Genomic DNA, 20914 nt, shown 5'->3' with positions numbered 1-20914 from the left:
CCCTTTTTTTTAAAAAAATAATTGTATAATACAAGTAATTGCCGAAAAATTACTCACCCTGCCTGTTGGCTTGTTCTACTGCTGTCAGCAGCAGTTCCACCGCGCTCATTACTTCCCGTACATGGCCGGGAGGAAGGTGGGAAATAACATTTTTATAGTAATCGCTGATGCTGGCCCGCAGCTTGTTCGCTGCGAGCAGCCCCTTGTCAGTGAGCGCCGCTTCAACGACCCGTTTGTCATGGAGAAGACGGTTGCGTACCAGGAATTGATCCCGTACCAGATTATCCATAATTCTGGTGATTGTGCTTATTTCAAGATTCATTTTTGTACTGATTTCATTGATTGTTAACGGGCCGTTTTTAAGAATTTCCAGGAGAATATAACATTGGGAACTGGTAAAGCCGTGAACTTTGATTTGCTCACGTTCAAATAACTGGCAGATGCGTACAGTCCGCTGCAGCAATAGGCCGATATCTTCTACACAACGATTGTATTTATCGATGTCAATGGAGGGAGTTGTCATTTATTGGTTACTCCTTTATATTTAAGTTGTATCATACAAACAGTTTCATGTCAATATGCATTATATAAGTGTTTAAACCGGCGCATAATTTCTGCTGCTGGCTACCCAAACGGCAGGAAACGGGGGCTTTTATCCGAAATGTACATATATAAACACTAAAGTAGCAAAGATAAACAATTATCTAGCAGAGGTGAGTTCGATGAAAATGCCAGTTCTGTTTATCGGGCATGGATCGCCCATGAATATCATTGAGGACAATAGTTACACACACAGCCTCAATGAACTGGGAAAGATACTTCCCCGGCCAAAAGCAATTGTTGTGGTTTCGGCCCATTGGCAGACCCGGGGCACCTATATCACGGCCGCGGAGCTGCCGCCAACTATTTATGATTTCTACGGTTTCCCGGAGGAACTGTACGCGGCGGCTTATTCCTGCCCCGGCTCGCCGGCAACGGCGGCCTTAGTCCAGACGATTACGAAGGAGACGGTTAAGTGTGACTGGAACCGGGGCCTTGATCATGCAGCCTGGGCCGTACTGAAACATATGTATCCCCATGCCGACATTCCGGTGCTGGAACTAAGCCTTGACAGAGGAAAATCCCCGCAGCAGCATTATGAACTGGGCAACCAGCTTGCGCCTTTGCGGCAGGAGGGCATTTTGATCATCGGCAGCGGCAATATTGTTCATAATCTTTCCCGGATCGATTTCTCGCAATTGTACGGTACTGTCTATCCCTGGGCGGCAGAGACCGACGGTCAGATGGCTGCGGCGCTGGTAAAGCGTGACCATGCGGGCTTGGTTAATTATGAAACCTTCCCTAATGCCAGGCTTGCTGTTCCCACCAATGAGCATTATTTGCCGATGCTTTACGCAATCGCCTTGCAAACTGAAACCGACCGGCTGGAGTTTACCTGCACAGATATACAGAATGGATCGATATCCATGCGGAGCTTTATGATTAGCGAGAATTAATACCGTTCACTCTAGGAGGAGGTTACCGTCATTTGATTGCACGACAGCAGGTGTTAATTATTGTTACCAGCTTCGGCCGGATTGATGAGCGTCATGTGACCGGACTGTGGCTGGAAGAGTTTGCCATCCCCTATCTGGCCTTAACAGCCGCCGGCTACGGGGTGACGATCGGCAGCCCGGCGGGCGGCAGGGCCCCGGTCGATCCCCAGAGTGTAGCCGGCCATATTCCGCCTGCCTGGCAGGCCGCTGCCGGCGCCCTGGCGGCAACGAAGAAACTTGATGTACTTAGGGTTGCAGATTATGATGCGATTATATTTCCCGGCGGCCATGGGCCGATGTTCGATTTGGCCACAAACCGGCACCTGGCAGGGGTGCTGCCGCAGTTTGCCGCCGCCGGCAAGGTAATTGGCGCTGTCTGCCATGGGCCGGCGGCACTTGTGAGTGCCGTTATGCCTGACGGGAAACCGCTGCTGGCCGGCAAAAGGGTGACGGCCTTCACTAATGAGGAGGAAACAACGACACACTTGCAGGCCGTTGTCCCGTTTTTTCTGGAAACGAGGCTGAAAGCCCTGGGGGCTGAATTCAGCAAGAGTGCCCCCGGGGTCGGGCAGGTAGTGGTAGACGGCAATTTGGTTACCGGTCAGAACAAGCAGGCCTGCGACCGCTTTACGCAGGCAGTTTTAACGGTATTGGCCAACAGGGCTAAGTTACGCCGGTAACCTCGTTGCCACCCTATTTACAAAGTTGGAAATATATTGTAGAATATTGTCATATTACAGATGGTTATGACATAGAAGCCTTCGGCAGTTACTGTAGAAGGCTTCTATGTCATGAATGAATGAATGACAGATCGCAGCTGACCATGCAAACAAGGAGGACAAAGAGATGAAGGTGAGAACTAAGTTAACGCTATTATTTTCATTTATAACTACTCTGACGCTACTGGTATTATCCATCTCTGTGTATATGTTTACCCAGGTCCAGATGGTTAAGGGCATTCAGGCCGAAATGCTGTCAAGTGTCCAGGCCCATGTGAATAAACTTGACGGCTGGCTGATTGGCAAGGCGAAGATGCTTGAGATTACAGCCGGCACCTTACAGAGTGCAGTTGGTGATGGTGCCATCACGGTTTCCCTGCTGGCCGGCTATAAAACGGTGGATAAAGAATTATCCGATATGTATTTTGGCGCGGTTGACGGAAAGTTGGTTACTGGCAGTGGCTGGATACAGCCTGCTGACTATGACCCGCGGGTCCGGACCTGGTATAAATCGGCCAGTGAGCAGGGGAAGCTGGTATTTTCCGATCCCTATGTAGATATGTCAACCAAGCAAATGGCCGTTTCGGTGGCGATGCCGTTAAAGAACTCTCAGGGTCAGCTGCGCGGGGTTGTAAGTGAGGATATCCTGCTGCAAACCCTTGTCGATAATGTAAAGGAGATCAATCTCCATGGGGAAGGCTATGCGTTTTTGCTTGATGCCAAGGGGATGCTGCTGGCTCATCCCAATCCTGATTTTGTTTCTAGAAATTTTGCTGAGATTGATCAATTGCAAGAGGTTGCCCCGGCAATCACGAATATCATCGGCAGAGACCAGGGTTTTTCCAATTACCGGTTTGACGGTAAAGACCTGTTTTTGGCCTATCAGAAAATCCCGGCCACAGGCTGGACGTTGGCGATCAGCGTACCGGAGGCCGTTATTTACAAGCCTCTGGCCAGTCTTAAATGGTTATCGGCGGTGATTACGCTGGTGTCTGTGTGTTTAGTTATATTGCTTACCTTCTTTATGGCCAAACGGCTTACCAAACCGCTGGAAGCGCTGGCCGCGCAGGCAGGCCTGGTTGCCAATGGCGATCTTACCATTCAGGCGCCGGTTAAGGGGCGGGATGAAATTGCGGAACTGGCGGCAGGCTTTAATCAGATGATCCACAATCTGCGGGGTTTGATTGTACAGGTGAGCACCAGTGCCGAGCAGATAGCTGCTTCGTCCCAGGAGCTGACAGCGAGCTCACACGAATCGGCCCAAGCCTCGAATCAGGTAGCCGAGTCGGTAGCGACCATTGCCAATGGTACGGACAGGCAGCGAAACGCCGTGGAAGAGACGGCGGTCGTGGTCGACAGGATATCGTTCAATATTGAGCAAGCGGCCGGCGAAGCTAACCAGACTGTGCTGAAATCCACGCAGGCGGCTGATAAAGCGAAAGAAAGCAGTGTTTCAATCAACCAGGCTGTCCGGCAAATGGGGCTTATTGAACAGACGGTTAACAATTCATCTCAGGTTGTGGCCGGACTGGGCGAGCGGTCCAAAGAAATCGGGCAAATTGTTGATACCATAGCCGGTATTGCCGGTCAGACCAATCTGCTGGCACTCAATGCTGCGATCGAAGCGGCCCGCGCCGGTGAACAGGGCCGCGGTTTTGCCGTAGTCGCTGAAGAAGTCCGCAAGCTGGCTGAACAATCCCAGGCAGCGGCTAAACAAATTGCCGGACTGATCGGAGAGATACAAAAAGATACACTTAAAGCGGTCGCGGCTATGGATGACGGTACGCGTGAGGTCAGCCGCGGGGCCGAAATTGTGACGGCAGCCGGCGGGTCTTTTCAGGAGATTGCGGAGTTGGTTACTGAGGTATTAACCCAGGTGACTCAAATATCGGTGGCGATGACCGAAATGGATAATGGCAGCCAGCAAATTGTAGCTTCTGTCAGGGCAATTGATGGTTTAAGCAAAGCCGCGGCGGCGGCGGCCGGAACGGCAGCGGTCGCAACCGAGGAGCAGTCAGCCTCCAGCGGGGAGATCGCGGCGGCCAGCCAGAATCTTGCCGATATGGCCCAAAAACTACAAGAAACAATTAGCCGGTTCCGGCTTTAAACAAGAGACCCGGCCGTTCGTCAGAGCGGCCGGGTCTCTTTGGCTGTGTTTCTGCTATATTGACTTTTTATGGTGAATGACAGTAAGATATTTACAGATAGAAAATTCCCATTATTTTTACTAAAAAGGTGGCGACAAGGTATGCAATATCGTACACTGGGGAATACGGGACTAACCGTATCTGAGGTTGGCTTTGGCTGTATCCCGATCATTCGTCTGGAAACCGGTCAGGCTGTTAAGACACTACGCCATGCTTATGAGCAGGGTATTACATTTTATGATACCGCCAATGCCTACCGCGACAGTGAGGCTAAGATCGGCCGTGCTTTTGCGGGGCTGCGGGACAAGATTGTTATTGCCACCAAGACGGGGCGGCGGGACGGGGCAGGGGCGCTGGAGCAGCTTGACAATAGTCTGCGAATGCTGCAGACCAACTATATTGATCTATACCAGCTGCACCAGCTTTCCCGTGAACAGGATTGGGAGGCTGCCACTGCGGCCGGCGGTGTCCTTGAGGTGGTAAAGAAGGCCCAGCAGCAGGGTAAGATAAGGCATGTTGGCGTTACCTCCCACAGCCTGACAATGGCTGTGCGCTTAGTGAAAACAGGCTTATTCAGCACAATCCAGTTTCCTTTTAATTTTATTGAAGATGCAGCCAGGGGGGAATTGCGTGCATTGGCGCAAAAAGTGAAAGCCGGGTTTATTGTGATGAAACCCTTTGCCGGCGGCATGATTGACAATGCGGCCATTGCTTTTAAGTTTTTGCGCCAGTTCCCGGAAATGCTGCCGATCCCCGGCTTTGATTCGCCGGCAGCGGTTGACGAAATTCTGGCCTTGTATAAAGAAGCGAATGCGGTGACAACGGCTGACCGGGAATTGATGGCTAAATACCGGGTGGAGCTGGGGAAACAATTCTGCCGGCGCTGTGAATACTGTCAGCCGTGCCCGCACGGGGTAATGATCACGCCGGCCATGGGGTATCAGGTAATTGCCCGGCGGATGTCGCCGGCCGTTGCGGTTGACTTTGCCCGCCCGGCGATGGAGTCGGTGGCCAAGTGTGTAGAGTGCGGGGAATGTGTCCTGCGCTGTCCTTATGATCTGCCAATCCCGGCCATGCTGAAAAACCATCATACAATGTTCCAAGAACACCAGATCAGAGAAAAAATAAAATAGTCTAGCCAACCGCCAGGGCTGTTAACCCGATGACCATCGCGCCGGCGCCTGCCAGCCGTACTTTTATATTGCCTTCAGAGAGCAGCCTGGCTCCCAGCGCCGTACCGATCAGAATACTGACTTCTCTGGCCGGTGCAATATAACTTACCGGGCTAAAGACCATGGCAGTTAACACTAATACGTAAGCCAACGGGCATAATATGGCTACACCAAGCGCTTCGAACTTATGAGCGGTCCACTGGCTCCGGACTTTATCCCAGTTTTTGAGGGCGTAGGGGGTTAAGAGCAATACCCGGCCTACATTCGCTGACCAATCCAGCAGTAACGGCGGAATGAGGAAGCTGCTGACGGCCAGTTTGTCGGCAACGGTGTAACCGGCGATGACTGTGCCGCAGAGAATGGCAAAGATGATTGGTTTACGAGCCGAAGGATCTTTTAATTTTACCGGATTACCTGTCATGATCACAATCCCCAAGCCAATCAGGCCAGCCCCGGCCAGGGCGGTGAGCGACGGCCGTTCTCCCAGCCATACAATGGCGGCAATGGTTGAAAGCAGGGGGCCTGTGCCGCGGGCTAACGGGTAGATGAGGGAAAGGTCGCCACTGCTGTACCCTTTATCCAGCAAGATAAAATACAGGGAATGAAGGGCGGCACTGCCAAGCATAAATGCCAGCTGCGGCCAGCCGATAACGGGTTTTTGGATTAAAAGTATCCAAATCGCCAGTGGCAGATACAGGGCAACTGACATGCTGGCAAACAGCCAGATAAAGGCTGGGCCGCCGCCGGCTTTTTTTGATAAATAATTCCAGAAAGCATGGCCAAAGGCTGCTGCCAGCACCAGGGCGATAGCCAGACCGGTCATTGGTTATCCCTCCGCTGATTTTTTCGATTCCGGACAGGGGGGTATGATACTAATTGTAGCCGGTCTGATCCTGTTTGGCTATATAGCTTGCGAAAAATTTGGCGGCTGGGTTTACCGGCAAAAATCCTGGCGATTTGTTATGGACTTTTGGCGCATTATGAGTTATACTCAATCCGGAAACAGATTTTGTGCAAGGTTTAACTATATATGTACTCGTATAATCCCGGAGATATGGTCTGGGAGTTTCTACAAGGGAACCGTAAATGCCCTTACTATGAGTGGAAGTGTCCTATTTTCTGTGGAAAACCACAGAGAAGCCCGGCAGGAGGTCCGCTCTCAAGGTTGAGTGCTGGCTTTTTCTGGCCGGGTTTTCGTATTTATCCCGGCAGCAAGGGTAACGGGTATTTCTTCTTTATTTAAGCTACTCTGGATTTATCCGTATATGATAGAGCGAGTGGCAATTTTTTTACAGGGGGAGATATGGTGATAAGGCAAGACAAACGGAATAAGGGTCTGCTGGTACTGGTTGCTTTACTGGTCATGTCTATTCTGATCGCAGGCTGTGGCGGACAAAAACCGGCGGAAAACCAGCCCGCGAAAGCAGACAAGGTGAAAGTGGCTTTCGTTTATGTGGGGCCGGTGGGGGATGCTGGCTGGTCTTACGCTCATGATCAGGGCCGTAAGCAATTGGAACAGGAAATGCCTAATGTGGAGACAACCTATGTTGAGTCCGTTCCGGAAGGGGCCGATGCCGAGCGGGTATTGACAGAACTGGCGATGAAAGGCAATAAAATTATTTTTGCCACCAGCTTCGGCTACATGGATTATGTCCAGAAGGTAGCGCAGAAGTTTCCTGATGTTACCTTCCTGCATTGTTCAGGCTTTAAAACCGCCGATAATGTGGGTACATATTTCGGCAGAATGTATCAGGCCCGATACTTATCGGGGCTGGCCGCCGGCAAGCACACGCAAAGCAACACTATCGGCTATGTGGCGGCATTCCCGATTCCGGAGGTTGTACGCGGTATTAATGCCTTCACCCTGGGGGTCCAGGCTGCAAATCCGGAGGCTAAGGTAAGAGTAGTATGGACTAATACCTGGTATAACCCCGCCACGGAAAAAGATGCGGCCAAAAGCCTGCTAGACGCCGGGGCCGATGTAATTGCCATGCATCAGGACACACCGGCCCCCATGCAGGCAGCGGAGGAGAAAGACAAATTTGCCGTGTCTTATAACACCGATATGCGCAGCTTTGCGCCTAAAGCCATACTTACCGGTCCGGTCTGGAACTGGGGACCATATTATGTGAAAACAGTTAAAGCTATTCTGGACAAGTCCTGGAAATCGGAGCAGTACTGGGGCTCGATGGCGGAAAACCTTGTTGATCTTGGCCCTTACGGACCGATGGTTGCTGAAGATACTAAAGCTGTGATCGCCAAGAAGAAGGAAGAAATCGTTAAAGGCCAGTGGGATGTCTTTACAGGCCCGCTTACAGACCAGCAGGGCAATGTAAAAGTTCCGGCCGGTCAGAAAATGACCGACAAGGAACTGCTGGAGTTTAACTGGTTTGTTCAGGGCGTTGACGGAACTATTGCCAAGTAAAATATTGTGAAGGCCGTTTTGTAGAGAAACGGCCTTCTATAATGCTGGCACCAGCAGGGGGCGGCTGGATCCTTGGCGGTGGGTATTTAATTACCTGTAAAATACCCACCGCCAAGGACCAAGTCCAAGCGAAGAAAGGTGGGTTATGGAGTGACAATTCCCATGGTGGAAATGATTAATATTACCAAACGCTTTCCCGGAGTTATTGCGAATGATCGTGTCAGTCTGACTGTTAATAAAGCCGAGATTCATGCCCTGCTTGGCGAAAATGGGGCCGGAAAAAGTACTTTGATGAGCATTCTTACCGGTCTGTACCGGCCGGATGAGGGCGAAATCTATCTGCGCGGCCAAAAAGCCGAGCTGCGGTCGCCTAAAGATGCTGTTGCCCATGGCATCGGCATGGTGCATCAGCATTTTAAGCTGATTAATTCCTTTACTGTAGCGGAAAATATTACGCTGGGGCTGGGCAATAGGGGGATGCTGTTCAACAAGGCTGCGGCAGAGGCCCAGGTCGGTGAGTTTTGCCGGCAATATGGCATGCTCATTGATCCCGCCGCCAGAATATGGCAGCTGACTGTCGGTGAGCAGCAGCGGGTAGAGATTCTCAAGGCCTTGTTCCGGGGGGCCGAGATCCTGATTCTGGATGAGCCGACAGCAGTATTGACGCCGCAGGAGGCGCGGGATTTGTATGCTACACTCCGGCTGATGGCCAAACAAGGCAAGTCGATTATTGTGATCTCCCATAAGCTCAGTGAGGTGCTGGCAGGAACCGATTCGGTCACTGTGCTGCGGGGGGGACAGTCGGTAGGGCAAACCAGGACGGAAAGAGCCGATGAACAATTGTTAACCCGGATGATGGTTGGTAAAAGCATGGAGTTTAGCTGTACAAAAAGCGCGGCAACGCCGGGAGCGGAGGTGTTGGCCCTTGAGAATATTTCCTGTTTGAATAATCGTGGTCAACTGGCTATCCGCAGCTTAACGCTTGCTATCCAGGCCGGTGAGATTCTGGGGATAGCCGGGGTGGCCGGCAATGGGCAGAGTGAACTGGCCGAGGCGGTGGCCGGGCTCCGGGCACTGGAGAGCGGCAAAAGGCTTATCCAGGGGACCGACCTTACCACCGGCACCCCCAAAGCCTTTATTAAAGCCGGTGTCAGTTATGTACCGGAAGACCGTCTGGGCACAGGCCTGGTTCCCGGTCTGGATGCTGTGGACAACTACCTGTTAAAAAGCTACGGCCAACAGGGGTATTTTATTAACTGGAAAACAGCCTTGAAAGAGACGCTGCAGGCGATTGAGCGTTTTGGCATCAAGATTGCCAGTGTAGCTAATCCGGTGCGGATGATGTCGGGCGGAAACCTGCAGAAGCTGCTCCTGGCCCGGGAAATTACGGCCGATCCCCGTCTGATTGTAGCTGTTTATCCCATGCGCGGCCTGGATGTGGGGGCGATGGAGACCGTGCGGCAATTGCTGCTGGACCAGCGGGCAGCCGGTAAAGCTGTTTTGCTTATTGCCGAGGAGCTTGAGGATTTATTTGCCTTGTCAGACCGGTTGGCCGTATTGCACCGGGGCGAATTAATGGGTATTGTCGATCCCTGTGCCGCTTCGCTGGAGGATGTGGGACTGATGATGGCCGGCGAGAGGAGAATGAATACGCATGCGGTTTGAAAAACGGGACACCGTGTCGAAGCAGATGATGGTAGCCGTACCGGTCCTGTCGATTGTTATTGGCCTTATTTTTTCAGGTTTGTTTATTGCTTTGTCGGGAAAGAATCCGCTGGCAGTATATGAGCTGATGTTTACAGGCGCTTTCGGGTCTGTTTATGGCTTATCCGAGACGCTGGTAAAAGCCGTACCCCTGATTTTTGCCAGCCTGGCAGTTTCAGTTGCATTCCGGATGCAATTATGGAATATCGGGGCTGAAGGGCAGCTGTATATGGGGGCCTTTGGCGCGACCTGGGTCGCGCTGGCCTACCCTCACTGGCCGTCCTGGCTGCTGCTGCCGGCCATGGTGCTGGCAGGGTTTATTATGGGCGGCCTGTGGGGATTGGTGCCGGCAGTACCGCGGGCCTATTGTAAGGTGAATGAGACGATAACGACTTTATTACTCAATTATATTGCCATCCTCTGGGTCGATTATCTGGTTTACGGTCCCTGGAAAGATCCTAAAGGCCTCGGATTCCCGATAACGGCCCCGTTCTCTGACAGTGCCATTTTACCCTCGTTTGGGGTTACCCGTATCCATTTGGGCCTTGTTTTGGCCCTGCTGGCGGTATTTATCGTTTATGTTGTGCTGCGCTATACCCGCTGGGGGTTTGAAATCAGGGTCAGTGGTGAAAGTGCCGCCGCCGCCCACTATGCCGGCATGAATTATGTGCGGAATATTCTGCTGGTGATGTTTGTCAGCGGGGGGTTAGCCGGTCTGGCCGGCATGACTGAGGTAGCCGGCATTACGCAGCGGCTGCAGCATGGCATTTCACCAGGTTATGGTTATTCGGCCATTATTATTGCCTGGCTGGCTCGTCTCAATCCGTTTGCGATAGTGCTGGTGTCTGTTATCTTCGGCGGCATGCTGGTCGGTGGTTTCAGTATTCAGACCAGCGGCTTTCCGGCGGCAACGGTGGCCATGCTGCAGGGGGCGATCCTGTTTTTTGTGGTTGGCGGCGAAATCTTTGTCCAGTACCGGTTAAAATGGCGGGAAAAGGAGCGGGGTGTATAGATGGAACAGTCAGTATGGGTAGCTATTTTCGCTGCCGGGATTATTGCCGGTACACCGATCCTGCTTGCTGCTTTGGGGGAAATTCTGGCCGAACTGGCCGGGGTAATCAATCTGGGGGTGGAGGGCATGATGCTGGTTGGCGCGGTTACCGGCTTTATGGTTGCCCTCCACACCACTGAGCCCTGGCTGGGCTTGCTGGCGGCTGTTGCTGCCGGGGGCTTAATGGCGCTCATTCATGCTTTTTTAACGATCACTTTACGGGCCAATCAGGTTGTCAGCGGTCTGGCGCTGACTATATTCGGAACCGGGTTAAGCGGGTATATTGGTAAATCCCTGATTGGGCTGCCGTTGACCAATACTTTTAAACCCTTTGCCCTGCCTGGTCTCAGTGAGCTTCCTGCTGTCGGCATTATCCTGTTTCGGCATGATGCCCTGGTTTATCTTAGTTATGGGCTGGTCGCCCTGCTGTGGTTTTTCCTGTTCCGCACCCGCAAGGGTCTGGCAATGCGGGCCGTGGGCGAGAACCCCGGGGCAGCAGACACTGCCGGCATTCCTGTATTCAGGGTACGCTATCTTTTTGTAATTATCGGCGGCATGCTGGCCGGTATGGCCGGCGCTTATCTGTCGCTGGCCTATGCTCCGTCCTGGCTTGAGAACATGACGGCCGGCCGGGGCTGGATTGCCGTCGCGCTGGTTATATTCGCCACCTGGCATCCGGGCAAGGCCTTTCTCGGCAGTTTCCTGTTTGGAACGATTGATGTGCTTGGTTTTCATATGCAGAATTTTGGCATTGCGGTACCGTCGTTTTTCCTTAAGATGCTGCCTTATGTGATTACGATTGCTGTTTTAATTGTTGTTACCCGGGAAACCAGGAAGCGGCGGGTGGCGACGCCGGCCGCGCTGGGGATTCCTTATAACCGGGAAGAACGGTAACCAAAAGCAAAAAGCAGTGTGGGCCTTACCTTTGTCAGGTGAGGCCCACACTGCTTTTTGTATGCGAAAGGGGAAGGAGTTGGCTAATAACTTCTGGCCGCAAGCCGCCTTTGCTGATACCGGGCAATGTAAGAAAGTGAATAGTTAACTATGAAATATAGGCCGGCAATTGTGGCAAAGATAGTAAAGACCTGGGCTGTTGACCCATACTTACCCATAATAATCATCCCTTTGCCTGTTAAGTCCTCAACCCCGACGGCCCAAACAAAGGAAGTATCTTTAATGACTGTCGTGAATTGGGATAACAGGGGCGGAATCATGTTGCGGAAAGCCTGCGGCAGGATGATATAGAGAAGTGTTTGCCAGTAGTTGAAGCCCTGAGAGCGGGCCGCTTCCCACTGGCCCTTATGGACCGAATTAATCCCGCCCCGGATAATTTCCGCCATAACCGCCGAGGTAAAGACCGTCATGGCCAGAATCCCTGAATTAACAGGTTCGAGCCTGGTGGTGAATCTGGCGGCCAGAATGAACAGGAGCAGCGGGGTATTGCGGATGGAGTCAATATAGAGTGTGGCCAGCCGGCTGTAAAGCGGGTGACCGGAGGATTGAGCCACTCCCAGCACAGTGCCAAAGAGTAGACTCAGGATAATTGACGTAATCGCGATTTTCAGGGTGATATACAGCCCATCCAGCAGGAATAGAGCAATCTCAGGTTGTAGAAGGTCTTGGATCATAATGAGACCTCCAGTTTCTTTTCCATGCGCCGGGCCAGATTGGCCAGCGGATAGCAAAGAGAGAGATAGAGAAGACCGGTAATGACGTAGGCCGGTCCGTAATAGAGGTTGCTGCTGGACCAGGAGTCGGCATGGTACATAAGATCCCCGCCCGCCACCATCGCTAATACCGAGGTGTTTTTAATCAGGCTGACCGACTGATTGGTGATCGGGGGGAGCACAATTCTTTTGGCCTGAGGCAAGACGATATAACGCATGGCCTGCCAATAATTAAAACCCTGAGAATAGGCGGATTCGAGCTGCCCGCGGGGGATAGCCTGCAGTCCGGCCCGGATTGCTTCCGCAACATAAGCGCCGTGATACACACCTAACCCCACCACGCCAATGGAAAACACCGGGAGCATAATACCCAGATGCGGCAGGCCATGATAGAGGAAAATGACCTGGATGACTAACGGGGTATTCTGAATAAATTCGACATAGATCCGGTTAATAGCGCGGAACACCCGTCCGGGGGCGGTGCCAAGGATGCCGAACAGAATGCCAAGGGTTAAGGCCAACGTCAAACCTAAGGCTGCAACCATAAGTGTTGTAAGAAAACCTTCGGCAAAGACTGTCCAATCCTGGAATAACGCCAGCCACTTAAACCCGGCGAAGGGGCCTGGCACTATTTAAGTCCCCATTTCGCAAGCAGTTTGTCAATCTCACCGGATTGTTTCATGTCGTTTAAGGTATCATTTACTAATTTAGTCAGGGCAGTATTGGATTTCTTGGTGGCTGCTCCATACTCCTGGGGGGCAAATCGTTCGCCAAGAATAATAGTGGAATCATCTAAATAACCAAAGAGGATCGCGGCGTCTACGCTGAAGCAGTCGACACGGCCGGAATCAAGGGCTGCTTTTACCTCGGCGTAGGTGCCGAATTCGAGGAAGCTAACTTTGATGCCTTGTTGATCGGCTGCCTCCTGGATTGCTTTACGGCTGGTAGAACTCTGGGCGACCCCGATCTTTTTACCGGCCAGGTCTTTTAAGCCCTGGGCGCCGGAGGCTTTTTTAACCATTAGGGCCACACCGTCGGTGTAATAGGGGTCAGAGAAGTTATAGCTGTTTTTACGTTCTTCGGTAATGGTAAAGGTGGCAAGCACGACATCGACATCGCCATTATCCAGCAGAGGACCGCGGGTCTTGGCAACAGTGCCTGTTAATTCAATTTTATTTTCGTCGTCCAGTATTTTTTTGGCTAACGCTTTCACCAAATCAATTTCGAAACCCTCAACATTGCCGGTTTTGGGATCTTTGTAACCAAATTTGGGTACATCCACTTTTACGCCGGCCTTGAACACGCCCCGGTCTTTAATGGCTTTAATATCGGCCGGGATTTCATCCTTGGCTGCCGTCGGCTGGGTTGAGGAACCGCCGCAGCCAGCCAGGAATATGCTGAAAGCCAGCAGCATAACGAAAGAAATAAGTACAGTTTTTTTCATTGGCTTCATAAATCATCGCCTCCGTTTTTTTTTTTAGATTAATGCAGAATACGACTTAAAAATAGTTTTGTTCGGTCATGGTCAGGGTTAACAAAAAAGTGCTCCGGTGTTCCCTGTTCCATAATTCGCCCTTCATCCATAAAAATGACTCTATCGGCAACCCTGCGGGCGAATCCCATTTCATGGGTGACTACCACCATAGTTATGCCCTCGTTGGCGAGGTCGACCATAACGTCAAGCACTTCTTTGATCATTTCCGGATCAAGCGCCGACGTCGGCTCGTCAAACAGCATTATTTTCGGATGCATGTTCAGGGCCCGGGCGATCGCGACGCGCTGCTGCTGGCCGCCTGATAACTGGGACGGGTAGGCGTCGGCTTTTTCTTTCAGCCCGACCCGGTCCAGGAAGGCCATACCTGTTGCTGCCGCTGCTTCTTTTTTGACGCCTTTTAGCAGAGTAGGGGCCAGCGTCAGATTTTCCAGTACCGTTTTATGAGGATAGAGATTAAATTGTTGAAAAACCATGGCTGCCGACTGACGAACTTGATTGACTGAGGCGTTGGCAGCAGTGAGATCTACCCCGTCTACCGTTACGCTGCCGCTATTGGGGCGTTCCAGCAGATTCATACACCTGATCATTGTACTTTTGCCAGAACCGCTTGGTCCGATCACAACGAGCTTCTCACCGATTTTTACCGTTAAATCAATGTCTTTAAGTACGTGATTGCTGCCAAAAGATTTGTTTACCTTAGTTAAGGTAATCATAGCGCATTCCTCCTTTCTGTTAAAAATTGGTAACAAAAAAAGACGTTCAATCCATTTGGATTGAGCGCCTTTGCTCAGCCGAAGTGTAATATACTGCTGATAATATATCAATTATATATTCAAATTAGCCAGAAAGCAAGGGGGCTTCTTTAATTTTGTCATATTTTTATATAAGCTAAAGGGCCGGTGTCCAAGTAGTGAATACTATTTTTACCGCGGTGCGTTTCCGCCGTTCTTCGGAATTAGTACAACTGCTGATATATCTCGTTAGTTTAGCATATATTTACTCATACAATAACTCTGAGGCGGTATCTGCTCAAGACCAATGTACGGGAGGGTTTTTATGAACAGACGTTATTTAATGCTTTGTACGCTGGCTGTAATGATTGTTTTGGCCGGAGTGGCCGAAAGACAATTAGCAGATGATACGCAGGTAATTTCGAAAGTGCCCACTACGCATAAGGTAGTGGCAATCACTATCGATGACGGGCCCAATTATAAAGCAACACCGGAGATGTTAGCGGTCTTAAAAGCCAAGAACGTAAGGGCCACTTTTTTTGTGCTTGGACAAAATGCCGAACATTTACCCGGATTGGTGGCGCAGGAGGTGGCTGACGGCCACGAGATCGGGGTTCATACGTACAGCCATCCGTCATTATCTAAGTTAAGCCCGCAAAAAGTGGCCGAGGAGTTTGACAAAGCAGAAAAGGCGATTGCGGCAATTGCCCCCAAGCCGACCTTATTCCGTCCGCCCGGGGGTTTTTATAACAGCCAGGTTACGGAAATAGCCCGTCAGCGGGGGTATGCTGTTGTTTTGTGGTCAATTGACCCCCGAGACTGGAGTTGCCCGCCGATGGCCAGTGTAGTTGAAAAAGTATTAGCAGAGATAAAACCGGGCAGCATTATTCTGCTGCATGACGGACAGTATCCGTTACCAACCCCCCTGGCTTTGGGAATTATTATTGATCGTCTGCGGGAACGCGGCTATGAGTTTGTCACCGTAAGCGAGTTATTCCAATACAATGAGGTCAGGCATTCCTTCAGTATGTTTAACCGCATTTTCTGACGCTATACAGGGGTTGGCTGTGCTCTGCTGCCGGGGGCTGACAACCTTTTGCTGATACCGGCGGTAAAATTGTACTGAATACTGTAATATATATCAAAAAAATGCAAAAATAACAAAAAAACACCAACTAACCCCTTTACTTTTAGTTTGAATAGAAGTATAATGAAATAGCCCAGTTGAAGGCCCAGTTAATTGATCATTAGTCCTTCTCCTTTAAGAGAAGCCCAGTGAGTAATTTACGAAAAGCTATCCGGGTACAATCTTAATTTAGGGGGAATTCTATAATGAATCAAGACAAAAACTTAACCTGCCGCGACTGTGGTGCTGGATTCGTATTCACAGCATCTGAGCAAGACTTCTTTGCAGAGAAAGGTTTCACCAACGAACCAGGTCGTTGCCCGGAGTGCAGAGCAGCTCGCAAACAACAAAACAACAACCGCGGCGGCTTCGGCGGCCGTAGCAATAACTTCCAACAACGCGAAATGCATGATGTAACCTGTGCTGCTTGCGGTGTGCAGACTCAAGTGCCGTTCCGTCCCAGCAGTGATCGTCCTGTCTACTGCAGAGACTGCTTCACTCAAAACAATAACAGATACTAAAAATTTCAGCGCCCCTGCTTTCAGCAGGGGCGTTTGTTTGTTATTAACACTATTATTTCCTGGAAATGATCTGCTGCTCCTGGTAAAACGGGTGAACAGATTAATGGCCGATCACTGCGAGAAATTTTGCTACGGCCGCCTGATATTCCTGTTTGCTGTCTAAAACAGCCCGGCCATGCTTAATGCCGGGGAAGGTGTGCAATTCCCGGTAGCCATTGGTGGCATTGGCTAATTCCAGGCTCATTTCCACAGGCACCAGTGTGTCTGCTTCACCGTGAAGATATAAGATAGGGGTAGTGACAGTTCCCATAGCGGCAACAGGCCTGATTGAAGCATAGGCGAAGTCAGACTGGATATACGCAACCAGGCTGGCATAGTTGATGAGTATATCGATCCACAGCAGGTGCGTCGACCGGGTGTGCTTGGCAAGCTGCTGTTCCAATAACTTGGCTAAATCACTGTAGGCGCTGTCGGCAACATAAAATTGTACCCGCCCGGACGATTCGTTTAACACCGAGTGCATCACTGCTGTTGCGGCTCCCAATGATACACCGTGCACGCCGATGACGCCGTCAGGCTGCTTTTTTTCGAGCCAGTCGACCCATTGATCCAGGTCATATTGTTCATAATAACCCCAGGTTACGCACGGGCCGCCGCTGGCACCGTGGTTGCGGGAATCATAAATCAGCAGGTTGTAGCCTCTGTCCAGATACATATCCAGAACATGCAGGCCCATCGCCTGGGTAGCCGCTATCCCATGAACAAAAATGACGGTTTTATTGGAAGGCGTCGGGTTGGGGATGAAGGTGCCTTCCAGCACATAACCAAACTGTGAATTGAGGCTGACAGGTTGCCAGCCTTTGGTTTCCAAGCCGTGTTTTAACCGGGATTGAACATTGGTATAATGCATAAATTCAGCTCTTGTGTTTATTACACTAAGGCCATTATGAAGTATAATGCCCAGAAAAATGAGGATAGAATGTACGGTAATAAAGATCAGTAATGAGAGAACGATAGCGGTATTGTAATAGATTTTCCGTTTGTGTGTTTTTAAGGCAGTATCCATTGGCGGCAACCTCCAGTACTGTAAGTATTTCACAAACCAGCCGGAGATATGTTACGCAGGGAAAAAAAATTACCATAAAGTGGTGGGATTGAAAAAGAGACGGCTGCTCCCTGTTTCCTTAGGGATTAATGCCTATCGTTCTGCCTGACTGATGTTTGCCGGCCGGGCTTTATAGCCGTAAAGATCAATAATGGCCTGTGAAACGACCAACTTTATGCCCGGGGCTAGTGTCGGCAGCAGTCTGCCCGGCTGAACAACCCCCATAATCTGGCCAATTGTGTTGAATATGGTATTGCTGTTCATTTTGTATAGATGCTGCCATAGGTTGGGATAAGGCAGGTTTAACGCATTGATGGCAAACACCGAGTTCAGTGCTGCCTGCCAGCGGTTACAAATTTCTGATTCGGGTCCTGTGCTGCAGACCACTGTTGGCTGGTTGGGCTGCAGTGACCAGATAATGGCGGCATCATGGACAACGTGCAGAAAATGCGAAGAATTGCCAAGCGCTTTGGTTATTCCTGCTTTTGGATCATAGGCCAAGCCGTGAATCTGATCGGCAATCTTGCCGGTGGGATTGACCAAAGCCCAAAAATTGTGGCTGAAAGGTGTATAGGGGATTCTAAAGGCCCGGGCCTGAATGCTCCATAAGGTTTTTTTCATAGGTTTATCCTTCCTGACCCTTACTTAACTTCTGCCAAGAAAGACCCGGTTATGAAAAAGGTTCCTCTGGCTTTTACAAGCAGCTTTTGCGTATCATCAAAGATATCGGCTCCGGCAATCATGGTCTGGCTGCCATGATGAATTACTGTGCAGACGGCGAGGATCGCCTCCTGGCATTCGGCTTTGCGGATAAAATTTAGATTCATTTCCAAGGTTACCACCTTTTGGCCGAGACTTGCACAGGCCATACCCATGCCGGTATCTGCCAGTGATGCCAGGGCACCGCCGTGGGCGATATTGTATAAGTTTGTATGTTTATCATGCAGTATCGGCATGGATAATTTCGCCATTCCGGCATCAATCTCAACAATCTCTATTTGCAGCAAGTTTACGAATGAGTTTTGTGCATAGCGTGTATTTAAGTGGTTTTTAAGCAATAAGCGTTGTTCGGTCATATTCTGCCTCCTCTAGCTTGTATAACGTGCCAAGTATTTTGCCGACGGCAGGGCTTTACTACGAGGCTTAGGTCGGCGAGCTACTCTACAGGCCCAGCTGATATGAATTATTGTAACATAAAAATCGCAACTTTATATAGAAAATGACATTGCCTTTTCTCACCGGTCTGCTGATGGCGGGTAGGATATTCATGGCTGGGCACGAATAGTATTATTCAGGGGGGATTGAGCATGTTGAATAATATGCTAAAAGCTCTCAGCAACCGGAACTATCAGATCTTTTTCACCGGGCAGGGTTTATCCATTATTGGCACATGGATCCAGAATATTGCTGTAAGCTGGCTGATTTATCGGCTGACTGATTCCGCCTTGATGTTAGGCTTAGTCGCCTTTGCGGGGCAGATTCCCAATTTTGTGCTGGCGCCTTTTGCCGGTGTTTGGATTGACCGGTGGCGCAAGCGTACCGTTCTTATTGTTACCCAGATTTTCAGTCTTGCCCAGGCGGCATTGTTAGCCTGGCTGACACTTGCAGGCCAACTGGAGATCGGGCATATCTTATTTTTAAGTTTGTTGCTGGGCTGCGTTACCGCTTTTGATGTACCGGCCCGCAACGCTATTTCCGTGGAGATGATGGCTAAACAGGAGGAACGCCAGAATGCGATTGCCTTAAATTCGGTTACCTACAATCTGGCCCGGCTGCTGGGCCCGGCCGCAGCCGGGATCCTTATCCCGGTAATCGGTGAGGGCAATTGTTTTTTGCTTAATGCTGCCAGTTATTTTATTTCGATACTATCCCTGGTTGCTTTACGATTACCGGCAGGTAGTCCCAGGCAGCAGGCTTTGGCTATGCGGCAAGAGTTTTATGCCGGCTATACATATACCTTTAAGCAGCTGCCGTTGCGCAATATTTTGGTGCTCCTTGCTATTATCAGCCTGACAGCCATGCCGTATACGGTACTGTTACCCATACTTGTGACGCAAACACTGGGAGCGAGCGCCGGGACAATGGGGTATTTGCTGGCGGTTTCCGGTTTAGGCTCAGTTCTGGCGGCGATTGGTATGACCGCAAGAAAGGAATTTCAGGGCTTGGAAAAGCTATTGGTAGTGGCGGCAACCGCCATTGGCATTGGGCTGCTTTGTTTTATGCTGGCCGGCAATATCTGGCTGGACAGTATACTGGTGTTTATTCTCGGGGTAGGTTTTTTAATTCTGGTAGTCGGCAGCAACACCCTGCTGCAATGTATGGTGGATGATTCAATGCGCGGCCGGGTAATGAGCTTCTATACGATGACGCTGATGGGGATAGGGCCGATTGGCAGCCTGCTGGCCGGCTGGTTGGCGGGTCAGCTTGGTGTAATCCATACCCTGGCCCTGGGGGGCGTATGTTCACTGGCCGGTGCATTTTTTTTTGGCAGTAATCTGTCGGTGTTTCGGGCCCAGGCCTGCCCGATTTACGTCCGCGCCGGCAGTCTGCCTTCCCAGGAAGATTGCCGTTTTTAATCATATATATATAATGTGATCTGCGGCTGTTTTGGCATAGCACCGGCTAATCCGGTTACAATCGGTATAATATATGTAGGTAGTTTGTTTTTTTACTTCCTGGTGGCAGGCACTTTATGAGCAATACAATGCTAAATCTTGAGGGAGGGACCGCTAATGAAAAAGCTATGGCTGGCAGGAGGCTGCTTCTGGGGAGTGGAAGCATACTTTCAGCAACTGAAAGGTGTCCTGGAAACACGGGTCGGGTATGGGCAGGGCGATACGGACAGGCCCACCTATGAGCAGGTATGTTCCGGGCAGACCGGACATACTGAGATCTGTGAAATCGTTTACGACGAAGAGGTGCTGCCAATCGGCAAGGTCCTGGAGCATTATTTCCGGATCATCGACCCGACCAGCCTTAACCGTCAGGGGCCGGACCGGGGGACACAATACCGGGCCGGGGTCTATTATCAGGATGAGGCGGAGCGGCCGGTTATCCTGGAATTTATTAAAACCATGCAGCCCCACTATCAGGCCCCTATTGTTGTCGAGGTTGAGCCATTGAAGAATTTTTACCCGGCTGAGGATTATCATCAGGATTATCTGAGAAAAACGCCGGGCGGGTACTGCCATATCGATCTTGGCTTAGCCAAGCCGGAGGAGCGGAGCTAAGCTGCAGGGAGCTGATTTTACTTGTCGCCACTCTTACGAAACCACGCGCAGCGTTGCTGTTTTACGCGTGGTTTTCTTTTATTCCACTGCTAAAATATTACAATATTATTTACAATAGCTTGGCGTACATATTTCAGAGAGGCTTCATTTAGCGATCCTTGCATAATTTTTATGATTAGGCAGTTGACTTGCCTGTGCGGGGGATAGTTTATACTGATCAGGGAGGGAAAAGGAGTATAAAATCAGTGAGTTTTCCCAGATTGCCAAAATAAGTGTAAAGGCCTTG

General features: G+C 50.6%; 21 protein-coding genes and 1 riboswitch. Of the genes, 12 read left to right on the top strand and 9 right to left on the bottom strand.

Going from position 1 to position 20914, the window contains the following annotated elements; genetic code table 11:
- Positions 1-49: 49 nt before the first annotated feature.
- On the bottom strand, positions 50-523 hold the full coding sequence (locus SPTER_RS14915; protein ID WP_246105313.1) for a MarR family winged helix-turn-helix transcriptional regulator: 474 nt from the start codon (positions 521-523) through the stop codon (positions 50-52).
- Positions 524-722: 199 nt separating this feature from the next.
- Here SPTER_RS14915 and ygiD point away from each other — a divergent pair, with 199 nt between their 5' ends.
- From ygiD to SPTER_RS14895, 4 genes are all read left to right on the top strand, one after another.
- Complete coding sequence (gene ygiD / locus SPTER_RS14910) at positions 723-1496, top strand: 4,5-DOPA-extradiol-dioxygenase (RefSeq protein ID WP_211367290.1); 774 nt, start codon at positions 723-725, stop codon at positions 1494-1496.
- Positions 1497-1528: 32 nt separating this feature from the next.
- Positions 1529-2215 carry a type 1 glutamine amidotransferase domain-containing protein gene (locus SPTER_RS14905; RefSeq protein WP_246105312.1) on the top strand — a complete coding sequence of 229 codons (687 nt, stop codon included), beginning with the start codon at positions 1529-1531 and terminating at the stop codon, positions 2213-2215.
- A gap of 166 nt (positions 2216-2381) precedes the next feature.
- Entirely contained in the window at positions 2382-4361 is a 1980-nt protein-coding gene (locus SPTER_RS14900) for a methyl-accepting chemotaxis protein (protein ID WP_144351102.1), read from the top strand.
- Positions 4362-4502: 141 nt separating this feature from the next.
- Positions 4503-5534, top strand: a complete 1032-nt coding sequence (locus SPTER_RS14895) for an aldo/keto reductase (protein WP_144351101.1) — start codon at positions 4503-4505, stop codon at positions 5532-5534.
- Position 5535: 1 nt separating this feature from the next.
- Here SPTER_RS14895 and SPTER_RS14890 read toward each other — a convergent pair whose 3' ends face one another.
- Positions 5536-6396: a DMT family transporter gene (locus tag SPTER_RS14890; RefSeq protein ID WP_144351100.1), complete on the bottom strand. Its 861-nt coding sequence runs from the start codon at positions 6394-6396 to the stop codon at positions 5536-5538.
- A 193-nt stretch (positions 6397-6589) separates the two neighbouring features.
- Positions 6590-6691, top strand: a riboswitch (purine riboswitch).
- A gap of 185 nt (positions 6692-6876) precedes the next feature.
- Between SPTER_RS14890 and SPTER_RS14885 the strand changes: the two genes are divergently transcribed.
- From SPTER_RS14885 to SPTER_RS14870, 4 genes are all read left to right on the top strand, one after another.
- The gene (locus tag SPTER_RS14885) at positions 6877-7998 is read left to right on the top strand and encodes a BMP family ABC transporter substrate-binding protein (RefSeq protein ID WP_144351099.1); all 1122 of its coding nucleotides are present in this window, start codon (positions 6877-6879) and stop codon (positions 7996-7998) included.
- Between the two features lie 150 nt (positions 7999-8148).
- The gene (locus tag SPTER_RS14880) at positions 8149-9663 is read left to right on the top strand and encodes an ABC transporter ATP-binding protein (protein WP_211367289.1); all 1515 of its coding nucleotides are present in this window, start codon (positions 8149-8151) and stop codon (positions 9661-9663) included.
- The gene (locus SPTER_RS14875; protein ID WP_144351098.1) at positions 9653-10714 is read left to right on the top strand and encodes an ABC transporter permease; all 1062 of its coding nucleotides are present in this window, start codon (positions 9653-9655) and stop codon (positions 10712-10714) included. Before SPTER_RS14880 ends, SPTER_RS14875 begins: the two co-directional genes overlap by 11 nt.
- Positions 10715-11647 carry an ABC transporter permease gene (locus tag SPTER_RS14870; RefSeq protein WP_144351097.1) on the top strand — a complete coding sequence of 311 codons (933 nt, stop codon included), beginning with the start codon at positions 10715-10717 and terminating at the stop codon, positions 11645-11647. It abuts the gene before it with no gap.
- A gap of 83 nt (positions 11648-11730) precedes the next feature.
- Here SPTER_RS14870 and SPTER_RS14865 read toward each other — a convergent pair whose 3' ends face one another.
- The 4 genes from SPTER_RS14865 to SPTER_RS14850 are packed head-to-tail and all read right to left on the bottom strand — an operon-like array spanning position 11731 to position 14628.
- Positions 11731-12381: an amino acid ABC transporter permease gene (locus SPTER_RS14865; RefSeq protein ID WP_144351096.1), complete on the bottom strand. Its 651-nt coding sequence runs from the start codon at positions 12379-12381 to the stop codon at positions 11731-11733.
- A complete protein-coding gene (locus SPTER_RS14860) occupies positions 12378-13049 on the bottom strand; it encodes an amino acid ABC transporter permease (protein ID WP_144351095.1) in 672 nt (223 codons plus the stop codon). Before SPTER_RS14860 ends, SPTER_RS14865 begins: the two co-directional genes overlap by 4 nt.
- Positions 13049-13873, bottom strand: coding sequence for a transporter substrate-binding domain-containing protein (locus tag SPTER_RS14855; protein WP_246105311.1), 825 nt, complete (start codon positions 13871-13873; stop codon positions 13049-13051). Before SPTER_RS14855 ends, SPTER_RS14860 begins: the two co-directional genes overlap by 1 nt.
- Positions 13874-13902: 29 nt before the next feature.
- Positions 13903-14628: an amino acid ABC transporter ATP-binding protein gene (locus SPTER_RS14850; protein WP_144351094.1), complete on the bottom strand. Its 726-nt coding sequence runs from the start codon at positions 14626-14628 to the stop codon at positions 13903-13905.
- A 343-nt stretch (positions 14629-14971) separates the two neighbouring features.
- Here SPTER_RS14850 and SPTER_RS14845 point away from each other — a divergent pair, with 343 nt between their 5' ends.
- Together SPTER_RS14845 and SPTER_RS14840 are read left to right on the top strand one after the other, a co-directional pair.
- Positions 14972-15694 (top strand): polysaccharide deacetylase family protein, encoded by a 723-nt coding sequence (locus SPTER_RS14845; RefSeq protein ID WP_144351093.1) that lies wholly within the window; start codon positions 14972-14974, stop codon positions 15692-15694.
- A 284-nt stretch (positions 15695-15978) separates the two neighbouring features.
- On the top strand, positions 15979-16293 hold the full coding sequence (locus SPTER_RS14840) for a zinc-ribbon domain containing protein (protein WP_144351092.1): 315 nt from the start codon (positions 15979-15981) through the stop codon (positions 16291-16293).
- Positions 16294-16393: 100 nt separating this feature from the next.
- Here the strand turns inward: SPTER_RS14840 and SPTER_RS14835 are convergent, their stop codons facing one another.
- From SPTER_RS14835 to SPTER_RS14825, 3 genes are all read right to left on the bottom strand, one after another.
- The gene (locus tag SPTER_RS14835; RefSeq protein ID WP_144351091.1) at positions 16394-17359 is read right to left on the bottom strand and encodes an alpha/beta hydrolase; all 966 of its coding nucleotides are present in this window, start codon (positions 17357-17359) and stop codon (positions 16394-16396) included.
- 132 nt (positions 17360-17491) lie between these two features.
- Entirely contained in the window at positions 17492-18019 is a 528-nt protein-coding gene (locus SPTER_RS14830) for a hypothetical protein (protein ID WP_144351090.1), read from the bottom strand.
- Positions 18020-18039: 20 nt separating this feature from the next.
- Positions 18040-18474, bottom strand: a complete 435-nt coding sequence (locus SPTER_RS14825; protein ID WP_144351089.1) for a PaaI family thioesterase — start codon at positions 18472-18474, stop codon at positions 18040-18042.
- Between the two features lie 231 nt (positions 18475-18705).
- Between SPTER_RS14825 and SPTER_RS14820 the strand changes: the two genes are divergently transcribed.
- Positions 18706-19974, top strand: a complete 1269-nt coding sequence (locus tag SPTER_RS14820; RefSeq protein WP_144351088.1) for an MFS transporter — start codon at positions 18706-18708, stop codon at positions 19972-19974.
- 156 nt (positions 19975-20130) lie between these two features.
- Positions 20131-20628: a peptide-methionine (S)-S-oxide reductase MsrA gene (gene msrA / locus SPTER_RS14815; RefSeq protein ID WP_144351087.1), complete on the top strand. Its 498-nt coding sequence runs from the start codon at positions 20131-20133 to the stop codon at positions 20626-20628.
- Positions 20629-20914: the final 286 nt, after the last annotated feature.

Source organism: Sporomusa termitida (assembly GCF_007641255.1).
In the GTDB taxonomy this organism is placed as follows: Bacteria; Bacillota; Negativicutes; order Sporomusales; family Sporomusaceae; genus Sporomusa; species Sporomusa termitida.
Note: the sequence above shows the minus strand (reverse complement) of the source record. Positions and strands in the feature narration are given on the sequence as shown.